9 protein-coding genes are annotated in these 10,123 nt (G+C 61.5%); all 9 read right to left on the bottom strand.

Annotation, left to right across the window (positions count from 1 at the left end; all coding sequences use genetic code 11):
* Positions 1–44: 44 nt before the first annotated feature.
* Entirely contained in the window at positions 45–1,448 is a 1,404-nt protein-coding gene (locus E0E00_RS06190) for a phosphoglucomutase (RefSeq protein WP_130811616.1), read from the bottom strand.
* Entirely contained in the window at positions 1,441–2,337 is an 897-nt protein-coding gene (locus tag E0E00_RS06185; protein ID WP_130811615.1) for a UTP--glucose-1-phosphate uridylyltransferase, read from the bottom strand. Before E0E00_RS06185 ends, E0E00_RS06190 begins: the two co-directional genes overlap by 8 nt.
* 181 nt (positions 2,338–2,518) lie before the next feature.
* A complete protein-coding gene (locus E0E00_RS06180; protein WP_130811614.1) occupies positions 2,519–2,947 on the bottom strand; it encodes a metal-dependent transcriptional regulator in 429 nt (142 codons plus the stop codon).
* Positions 2,948–3,060: 113 nt separating this feature from the next.
* Positions 3,061–4,227, bottom strand: a complete 1,167-nt coding sequence (locus E0E00_RS06175; RefSeq protein ID WP_130811613.1) for an LCP family protein — start codon at positions 4,225–4,227, stop codon at positions 3,061–3,063.
* Positions 4,228–4,258: 31 nt separating this feature from the next.
* Complete coding sequence (gene murA, locus E0E00_RS06170) at positions 4,259–5,545, bottom strand: UDP-N-acetylglucosamine 1-carboxyvinyltransferase (protein ID WP_130811612.1); 1,287 nt, start codon at positions 5,543–5,545, stop codon at positions 4,259–4,261.
* 51 nt (positions 5,546–5,596) lie between these two features.
* Entirely contained in the window at positions 5,597–6,022 is a 426-nt protein-coding gene (atpC, locus tag E0E00_RS06165; protein ID WP_130811611.1) for an ATP synthase F1 subunit epsilon, read from the bottom strand.
* Between the two features lie 8 nt (positions 6,023–6,030).
* Complete coding sequence (gene atpD / locus E0E00_RS06160) at positions 6,031–7,521, bottom strand: F0F1 ATP synthase subunit beta (RefSeq protein WP_130811610.1); 1,491 nt, start codon at positions 7,519–7,521, stop codon at positions 6,031–6,033.
* Entirely contained in the window at positions 7,521–8,438 is a 918-nt protein-coding gene (atpG, locus tag E0E00_RS06155) for an ATP synthase F1 subunit gamma (RefSeq protein ID WP_130811609.1), read from the bottom strand. The genes atpD and atpG overlap by 1 nt, the downstream gene beginning before the upstream one ends.
* Positions 8,439–8,444: 6 nt before the next feature.
* Positions 8,445–10,085 (bottom strand): F0F1 ATP synthase subunit alpha, encoded by a 1,641-nt coding sequence (atpA, locus tag E0E00_RS06150; RefSeq protein WP_371683379.1) that lies wholly within the window; start codon positions 10,083–10,085, stop codon positions 8,445–8,447.
* Positions 10,086–10,123: the final 38 nt, after the last annotated feature.

Below are 10,123 nucleotides of genomic sequence, written 5' to 3'. Positions count from 1 at the left end.
GGGAAGGGGGAGGGGGGACATCCATGGTTTGCACACAAACGGACTCAAGCGCCGGCGCGGACAATTCCACACGAGGCGTCGAGCAGCCTGTCGCGCTCCCCTTCTGTAGGTGCCTCCGAGTAAACCCTCACCACGGGATCGGACCTCGAGGGGCGTATGAGAACCCATGAACCATCGTCGAACTGAAGGCGTAACCCATCGGCATGGCTGACCTCAACGGGGAGGCGACCTGCGACGGACTCCGGGTTGAGTCCTGGCAGCACATTACGGAACGCCTGGGTTGCGGCTGGGTCGAGACGCACATCCCGACGGGTGTAGCGCATGTGGCCGATCTTGTCGCCCATATCGCGCACCAGCTGGCGAACTGTCCTGCCGCTCTTTGCCACAAGCTCGGCTACCAAAAGGCAGGACAGAAGGCCATCTCGCTCGAGGAGGTGAGACGGGAACGCAAGGCCGCCGTACTCCTCTGCGCCCAGCACTACATCACCTTCACGCATTTCTCTATATATGCGTGAAAAACCAACGGGAACGGATGTGAGCTGGCAGCCAAGGCGCTCTGCCTGACGCGCGATTCGCGCAGAGCACGTGAGCGTGACCACAACGCGGCCAGTCTCGTTGCGATTCTCAACAAGGTGGCCCAGCACCAGCGGAGACAATTCGTGTGGCAGCAGTATGTTGCCGTCCTCGTCGACAACGCCCGCACGGTCGCCATCGCAATCGAGAAGGAAACCAAGGCTGGCCCCCGTGGAGGAGACCCTCTCTTCGCACTCGTCTGCCCAGGGGTCAGCTGGCTCGGGGTGAAGCCCGCAGAAGTCCTCGCGGACATCTGCGTGAATCTCGGTCACCTCGCAGCCAAGACGTTCAAGCGCCTGGGCGAGCACGCCCGCACCGGCACCGTACATGGGATCAACCACAACGCTGAGCCCGGCACCCGCAATCGCGACACCGTCCACCAATGTGACGAGGTCATCGAGATAGGGCTCGATGAAGTTCTCCACCTGGTACTCACCGGTGTCAGATGTTGGCTCAAGCGAGATGTGCTGCTCGACGGCATCAAGAAACTCACGTGAAACCGGTCCGCCGTCCGCACCGCGCACGATAAGGCCACCGTACTCGCAGGAGCGCTCGCTTGCCGTAAGCATGACGACACCGATGGCGTCGCTCCTTCTCGAGCAGAACCACGAAGCGACAGGCGTGGGACAGGGCCTGTCCGAGACAACAGCCCGCAGGCCAAAGGATGCGAGCACGCCCGCTGCGACACATGCGTAGTCGGCAGAGTTGTGACGAGTGTCATAACCGACAACGACCTCAGCACCAGGATGGGCATCCGCCCAAAGAAGACCTAACGCATCAGCCGCGCGCCTGACGCCGGCTTCGTCAAAACCATCGTCCAGACGTGCCTGCCAGCCATCGGCGCCAAAGCGGATTATGTTGGGACGCCTATCCAAGGACCTTGTCACCAAACGCCTCGCGGAAGGCCTCGGCAGTATGGGGGTTCTTGAGCGCCATACGTGCGTTAGTCGCAGCCCAGGCAGCGGGAGTACCAGTATCACACCCCTCAGCGGGGTCCACTACCAGCGCGTACATCTCTTCCTCGTCAAGCAGGCGCTGCATTGCGTCGGTAAGCTGAATTTCGCTGCCAGCACCCGGCGCCTGGGTGGCCAGAAGCTCCATGATGCGGGGCGAGAGGAGATAGCGGCCAACAATAAAGAGGTGCGAGGGCGCGTCCTCGGGCTTGGGCTTCTCGACAAGGCCCGCCACCTTCCACACGGCACCCTCGTCCTCCTCGCCTCCCGCGGCACCATCGAGATGTCCCATGCACTGGCCGGCGATGATGCCGTAGCGGCTCACCTGGTCGGCAGGAACCGGAGCAACGGCGATAACGGAAGCGCCGTTGTGCTCGCGCGATACCTGCGCCATGCGCACGCACATCTGCTTGTCGGGAACGAAGTAGTCACCGAGAAGCACGAAGAACGGCTCCCCGCCAATCTTGTCTGCAGCGCAATGGACGGCATGGCCGAGGCCGCGCGGACTGTCCTGATAGACGAAAGAGACCGGAAGCGTTGAGGCCTCGTGGACAAGGCTTGCCGCCTCACCCTTGCCACGTGTGCGAAGCATGCCCTCGAATTCCTCGTCCACCGAGAAGTACTGCTCTATCTGCGGCTTCTCGTGCGAGTTCACAATCACTACGCCATCGACGCCCTCGGGCTCAAGTGCCTCCTCGACAACGTATTGGAGAATGGGCTTGTCCAGAACGGGCAGGAGCTCCTTGGGCATGCATCTCGTTGCGGGCAGAAAACGCGTACCAAGACCTGCTGCCGGGATAATTGCCTTCATTGTGCTTGTGTTCCCTTCAATAGTGGGCAGTTGCGGCATGAGGATGCCAGACACACCATACCCCCGTGCATGCACCATCTACCCCGCCTTCTCCTAGCGGCAGACCTCCACCGGTCGCACGGCCACAAACCCTGCCGTCATCACATGGCGCACACACGGGACGCATCAAACGGCCATGAGCCTAATCCGGAATGGTTACGCCCTGCGTCGCAAGGTAATCGATAAGACGCGACATCGTGTCGGCAGAGAGGACATGTTCCATGAGACATGCCTCCTCGTCGGCACGCTCGGCATTTACGCCCAGGTCGGTCTCGAGGAATGCCCGTAGGGCACGATGCGCGCGCCACACAATCGCGGCATACTCCTTGCCCTCGGGAGTCAGGGTCACACGGCCATAGCGGCTCTGGTTGACCATGCCCTCTTCCTTGAGCATCGAGAGCGCCTTGTTGACGCTTGCCTTCGATACATCGAGCTGCTCGGCAACGTCAACGGAGCGCACGCTCCCGCCAGGTTCATCTGATGCCACAGACAGCCTATAGATAGATTCGAGGTAGTCCTCGCCTGCCCTTGTTAGGGCGTGATCGTGATTTCCGTCACTCGTAAGAGTCATAAGCAGTCTCCAAATCCTGCAATGCACCTTTGGCGCGTGTCCTGGAATCATTATCCCCAAGTCGGGGGCCCTGTGACCCCCAGCACCAACGCAGAAGACGTGGATTTGGCAGATTACGTGGCAGATTTCGGCGACGAAGCGCTCACCGTGCCGGCAGAGCTCGTGGCATCTGCGGAGGTGGGGCCTGCATTCTCGGACGAAGAGCCTCCGTCCGTGTAGCCATGCTGGTCGGCATTGAACGACGAAGGGTCCTTGCCTGCGTCGATGACCTTCATCACCTCGGCGAGGGCATCCCAGTCTGCCACGACATACGAGACGCCGTTGACGTCCTTTGGCTCGGAGGGGGCATAGGCAGCGTAGATGTCATTCTCCGTATCCATGCCTACCATCTCTGAGGCCAAGGAGACAATCTCAGAGACCGAAAGATCGGTGGTGATAACGTCTGCGGTAGCGTCGACCAGGTTGACGATCTTGGTTGGATCGTTGGTCGAAAGCAATTGGTTGAGCATGGCCTTAATGAAGGAGCGCTGGTGGTGCATGCGCGTGTAGTCGCCATCCGGGAAATGGCGGCATCTGCAGTAGAAGAGCGCCTCTTCGCCATCGAGCGTCTGAACCCCCGGCTGAAGCTCCGTGACTACATCGAAGTTCTCGGTATCCTTCATGGACTGGTCAACGTCGACCGTCACGCCACCCATAGCGTTGGTGAGAGTCGCAAGGCCATCGAAGGAAATCTCGGCATAGTGCGAAATGGGAACGCCGCACTTCTCGCTCACGATTTGCACCATACCGGCAGCCCCATCATACGTGTGGACGCCGTTGATCTTCATGGTCGTACCCTTCCATTCGACCATGGTGTCGCGCGGTATCGAGAGAAGCGTCACACGCTTGTTGGGCGGGTCGATGCGAGCAAGGATGATGGTGTCAGCACGGTAGTCCGTCTCGCCAGGGCGGCCGTCGGTACCAAGGAGCAGCACGTAGTAAGGGTCATTCGGCGTGGAGGGCTCGTTGCCATCCGTCGCGGCAGACAGGCTCTGCTCAAGCTCGGGGGTGATGACCTGGCCGTTGTTCATGCGACTCTGCACGCTGCTGATCCAGCGCGCAAATGCCACGCCACCGCCGACAAGCATCACCACCAGGGCAGCAACGACACCACGCGCCACACTTCGGCGCAGCCTGTGCCTGCGGCACCTCTTGCTGTAGCGCTCGACGTTGTTGCGGCTGTACTTGTCAGACGCATCGATATCGGAGCCACTACCCTCGGCTTTCATATGCTTGCTCATCGGCTACCCTACATCCCATCCGCGCGAGGGGCTAGTCCCTAATCGCATCCTCATCATCAGGAACCGTGTCGCGCTCTGCCTTGGCACCAAGCGAGACGAGCTTGCTCACGAAGCCCTCGTAGCCACGTTCGATGTGGTGGATGGCAGACACCGTGGTAACGCCATCAGCCACAAGGCCAGCTATGACAAGAGCCGCGCCACCACGTAGGTCCGGGGACTTTACCTGCGTGCCCGAGAAGCCCGGCACGCCATGCACGATGGCGTGGTGCCCCTCGATGGTAATGTCTGCACCCATGCGCTGCAGCTCGCTTGCAAACATGAAGCGGTTCTCAAAGACGTTCTCGGTGATCACACACGAGCCCTTAGCCAAGGCGAGGAGGCACATGACCTGTGCCTGCATGTCAGTGGGAAAGCCGGGGAACGGGAGCGTCTGGATGTCGGTGGGAAGGATTGGACCTTCGCGCCAGACGGTGCAGCCACGCGAACCACGCTGGACGGAGATGCCCATCTTCTCGAGCTTCTTGAGAACAAGTCCCAGATGAATGGGGTCGAAACCGTTAACCGTTACCGGCTCGCCGCAGAGCCCGCCAATGGCGAGGAAGGTTCCGGCCTCGATGCGGTCGCCTACGACGCTGTGCGTGACGGGATGGAGCTCTTCCACGCCCTCGATCTCAATAACGGGAGAGCCCGCACCGCAGACCTTGGCACCCATCTCGTTGAGCATCATTGCCAAGTCGACAATTTCGGGCTCGCGCGCCGCATTGTCGATGATGGTCGTGCCCTTGGCGTGCACGGAGGCCATCATGAGGTTCTCGGTGGCTCCGACGCTTGCGAAGGCCAATGTGACCGTGTTGCCCGTAATGCCATTGGGAGTAGTAGCGTGAATGTTGCCATGCTTGACGTCAAACTGGACACCCAGCTCTTCAAGACCAAGGATGTGCATGTCAATCTTACGGGCACCAATGTTGCACCCGCCAGGCATGGCAACAACGGCCTTGCCAAAGCGCGAGATAAGCGGGCCAAGCACGGCCGTGGAGGCGCGCATCTGAGCAACCAGCTCGTAGGGCGTCTCCCACTTATCGACGTTCGAGGTGTCGATGACCAGCGTGTGCTTGTCCAACACGTCGATGGTTGCACCAAGGCGCTTGAGCACCTTGCCCATGACGTGGACGTCAGCGATGTTGGGGACGTTCCTCAAGGTAGTGACACCTGGCGCCATGATGGTTGCCGCCATGAGCTTGAGCGCCGAGTTCTTGGCTCCCTCGACGGTGACCTCACCCGTAATGGGATGCCCGCCCTCAATTTTGATGACGTCCATGTTCCTCCTGCATACAGCAGGCGACCCCGCTTTCGCGGGGCCACCTGGGTCTTAGCTCTGCTTGTGCTCCGCCGCTTGTCTGAGCAGTAGATTACACCACTTTACCTTGTTCTCCCAGTATGCACGGCGCCCGTCGGACTCGCCGAGCGAATCCAAGGTGTCGAGGGCGGTGTCGCGGGTCTCGCGCACCACGTCCGGCTCGATATCGTTAACGGAACGGGCGTGGTCGGCAAGGATGATGACGCCCTTGTCATCAATCTGGGCATAGCCGCCTGAGATGACGACCCTGCCAACGCCACCGCCATCCTCCTCGCGGAGGTTGAGACGAACCACGCCATCGCCAAGCGAGCAGATCTCGGGTGCGTGGCCAGGCCACACACCCAGCTCACCCGAGTGGGCAACCAGGACGAGGCTCGCAACGGGCCCCTCGTAGAGAAGCCTGTCCGGACGGACGAACTGACAATTGAGCTCGGCCATATGACTTCCTAGCCCTCGGACTTCTCGCCAGCGTCCTGCTGCATCTTCTTAGCGCGAGCACGAACGTCGTCGATGTTGCCTGCAAAGCGGAATGCCTGCTCGGGAATCTCATCGCACTTGCCATCAATGATCTGCGCAAAGGAGCGCACGGTCTCGTCGACGGTGCAGTACACGCCGGGGACGCCGGTGAACTTCTGCGCCACGTGGAAGTTCTGCGAGAGGAACTGCTGGACCTTGCGGGCACGAGCAACCGTAAGCTGCTGCTCCTCGGAAAGCTCGTCCATGCCCAGAATGGCAATGATGTCCTGGAGGTCGGAGTACTCCTGCAAAATCTCCTGCACCTTCATGGCCACACGGTAGTGCTCCTCGCCCACGATTGACGGGTCAAGGGCGGAGCTAGAGCTTGCCAGCGGGTCAACGGCCGGGTAGATACCCAGCTCGGTGATGGCGCGGGAAAGAACCGTGGTGGCGTCGAGGTGCGTAAACGTGGTTGCAGGGGCTGGGTCGGTGAGGTCGTCGGCAGGGACGTAGACGGCCTGGACCGAGGTGATGGAACCCTCCTTGGTGGAGGTGATGCGCTCCTGCAGCTCGCCCATCTCGGTTGCCAGCGTGGGCTGGTAACCAACGGCAGACGGCATGCGGCCGAGAAGGGCCGAAACCTCGGAACCTGCCTGTGAGAAGCGGAAGATGTTGTCGATGAAGAGCAGGACGTCCTGGCCCTGGTCGCGGAAATACTCGGCGGTGGTGAGGCCGGCGAGGGCGACACGCATGCGTGCTCCAGGCGGCTCGTTCATCTGACCGTAGACGAGGCAGGTCTTGCTGATGACGCCAGACTCGCTCATCTCGAGATAGAGGTCGGTGCCCTCGCGGGTGCGCTCGCCAACGCCCGTGAACACGGAAGTGCCGCCATGCTGCTGGGCGAGGTTGTTGATGAGCTCCTGGATGAGGACCGTCTTGCCGACGCCAGCACCGCCAAAGAGGCCAGTCTTGCCACCGCGGACGTATGGCTCGAGAAGATCGATGGCCTTGATGCCGGTCTCGAAGATCTCGGTTTGAGTGGTGAGCTCGTCAAATGCCGGCGCAGGATGGTGGATGGGGTAATACAGCACGTCGTTGGGAATGGGTTTGCCGTCGACCGGCTCGCCCATGACGTTCCAGACGCGGCCCAGAGTCGAAGGACCCGCCGGCATCATCATGGGGTGGCCGGTATCCTTGACGCGCAGCCCGCGCTGTAGCCCATCGGTCGAGGACATGGCGACGGTACGGACGACGCCACCAGTGAGCTGGGACTCGACCTCGAGAACCGTCTTCACGCGACCAATCGGCGTCTCGTCGTCGACGGTAAGCGCCGTGTAGATCGCAGGGACCTGATCGTCGAACTTGACGTCGACAACAGGACCAACAATACGGACGATGCGCCCTTCGCCGACGCTCTTGTTGATTTTGTTGTAGGCGGCCTCCTCGAGAGGGGTGCGCACCTGTTCGGTGGTTTCTGCCATTAGTAGCTGTCCTCCAATGCAGCCGCACCGCCAATGATCTCGGTCAGCTCGGTGGTGATGGCGCCCTGGCGCTCGCGGTTATAGGTGCGGCCGAGCGAGCTCAGGACCTCTTTCGCGTTATCGGTGGCCGACTGCATAGCACGACGACGGGCGGCGTGCTCGGCGGCAGCCGAATCGAGAAGCGCGTGGAAGATGACTGTCTTGATATAGGCGGGCATCAGATACCCCAAGACCTCCTGCGCAGAGGGCTCGAAGGTGTAGTCGGAATAGTGCTTGTGACCGACCTCAGAGAGGGCCTCCTTGGTGCGCGGGGCATTGGGCATTATGAGCCTTTCCTGCGAGACGGGCAGGAGCTGCTCTGTGACTTGGGTCTGATCGACGCGGTTCTTAGCGTGCCAGTAGCACAGTACGGCGCGGTCGATGCGACCCGAGGAGTAGGCGTCCATCACGTACGTGGCGATGCGGTCGGCCTCGTCATGGTTGGGCTCGGACGAGATGCCCACGAAAGACATTACCGGCTTCACCTTGCGGAAGGTGAAGTACTCAGTGGGCTTCCTGCCACAGGTGATGATCTCGGACGAGATGCCCCTCTCTTTAAGGGCGGCCATCTCGTGCTCGACAGCACGCTGCTGCAGCAGGTTGAAGCCGCCCGCAAGGCCGCGGTCAGACGCCACGAGAATGAACAGGACGTTCTTCTCGGTAGTGCGCCCACGGAGCAGGGGCTGAGAGTCATCAAACCCTGCCGATGCAACGTTGGCGAGCATGTTGGTGATGGCGTCCTTGTATGGGGTGGCCTCCTCGGCCCTCTGGAGCGCCGAGCGGATGCGCGCAGTGGAGATCATCTCCATGGTACGCGTGATCTGCATGGTGCTCTTGATGGAGGACATGCGCCGCTGTATTTCCCGAAGGTTGGCCATAGGTTGCTACTCCTGGCCCTTCTCCGCACCGTCACCGCTCTTGCCATCGCCCTCCGGGACCTCGGTCTTCTCCGCGGCGTGCTCGACGTCGTGCGCCTTGGCCCTGTTGGGGTGCTCCAGCATGAACTGTGCCTTGTAGTGTTCGATGTGCTCCTTGAGGCGGCGCTCCTGGTCATCGGAGATCTTGCCCTCGAGCAGCAAGGCACGCAGCGCGGGGTGCTTCTCGGCCATGTACTTTGCAAGCCCGTCGCGGAACAGGCCCACGTGGTCGAGGTCGATGTCCTCAAGGAAATCCTCCTTGCCGGCAAAGACCGAGATGATCTCGTCGGGTGCAGCAAGTGCCGAGAAGCGGCCCTGCTTGAGGAGCTCCATCATGTGCGCACCGTGACTGAGCTGGTACTGCGTGGTGGCGTCAAGATCTGAGCCAAACTGCGCGAACGCCTGCTTGTCACGGTAGGCGGCGAGGTCTAGGCGCAGCGTACCGGCAACCTGCTTCATTGCCTTGTACTGCGCGTCTCCGCCAACCCGCGAAACCGAGATGCCAACGTCGACAGCGGGGCGCTGACCCTGGAAGAAGAGGTTTGTCTGCAGGTAGATCTGGCCGTCAGTGATCGAAATCACGTTGGTCGGGATGTATGCAGAGACGTCGCCTTCCTGCGTCTCGATGATGGGGAGCGCCGTGAGCGAACCACCGCCGTTCTCGTCGGACAGCTTGCATGCGCGTTCGAGGAGGCGAGAGTGCAGGTAGAAGATGTCGCCAGGGTATGCCTCGCGTCCAGGCGGGCGGTGCAGCGTCAGCGACATCTGACGGTAGGCCACGGCCTGCTTGGAGAGGTCATCGTAGACCACAAGCACGTGCGCGCCGGGGTGCGTAGCGTCTGCGGGATTGCCGTTGGCATCGTTGTACATGAAGTACTCGCCGATGGCCGCGCCGGCCATGGGGGCGATGTACTGCAGCGGCGCGGCGTCTGCAGCGGTGGCGGCAACAATGACCGTCTTGTCGAGGACACCGCGCTTGGCCAGGGACTCCCTAATCGCGGCGACCGTCGAGGCCTTCTGGCCGATGGCCACGTAGATGCAGAGCATGTCCGTGTCGCGCTGGTTCACGATGGTATCGATCGCAATGGCGGTCTTGCCCGTCTTGCGGTCACCAATGATGAGCTCGCGCTGGCCGCGGCCAATGGGGACCATGGCGTCGATGGCGAGGAGACCCGTGAGCACGGGCTCGCAGACCGGCTGGCGCGCCATGATGCCAGGGGCCTTGAACTCGATGGGGCGACGGTGTGAGGAATCGATGGGGCCAAGGCCGTCGATGGGCTGGCCCAGAGGGTTCACCACGCGACCGAGCATTGCGTGACCCACGGGGATGTCCATGACGCGGCCGGTTGTACGGCACTCGTCACCCTCCTTGATGGAGCCAACGTCGCCGAAGAGGACGGCACCAACCCTGTCCTCCTCGAGGTTCTGCGCAAGGCCATAGACGCTGCGGCCCGTTGCGGAGCTCGTGAACTGCAGGAGCTCGCCGGCCATGGCGGTCCTGAGGCCGGAGATATATGCGATGCCATCGCCCACCTGCGTAACGACCGACGCCTCCTGGCGGTCGACCGTAGCGTTGATGGCGGAAAGCTGCTCACGCAGCGTGCTCATGATGCGCTCGGAGTTGATTGGCGCGTCGATGGTAGCAT

This window comes from Olsenella sp. Marseille-P4559, assembly GCF_900605015.1.
GTDB lineage: Bacteria > Actinomycetota > Coriobacteriia > Coriobacteriales > Atopobiaceae > Tractidigestivibacter.
This window is presented reverse-complemented; position numbering and strand designations above follow the sequence as displayed.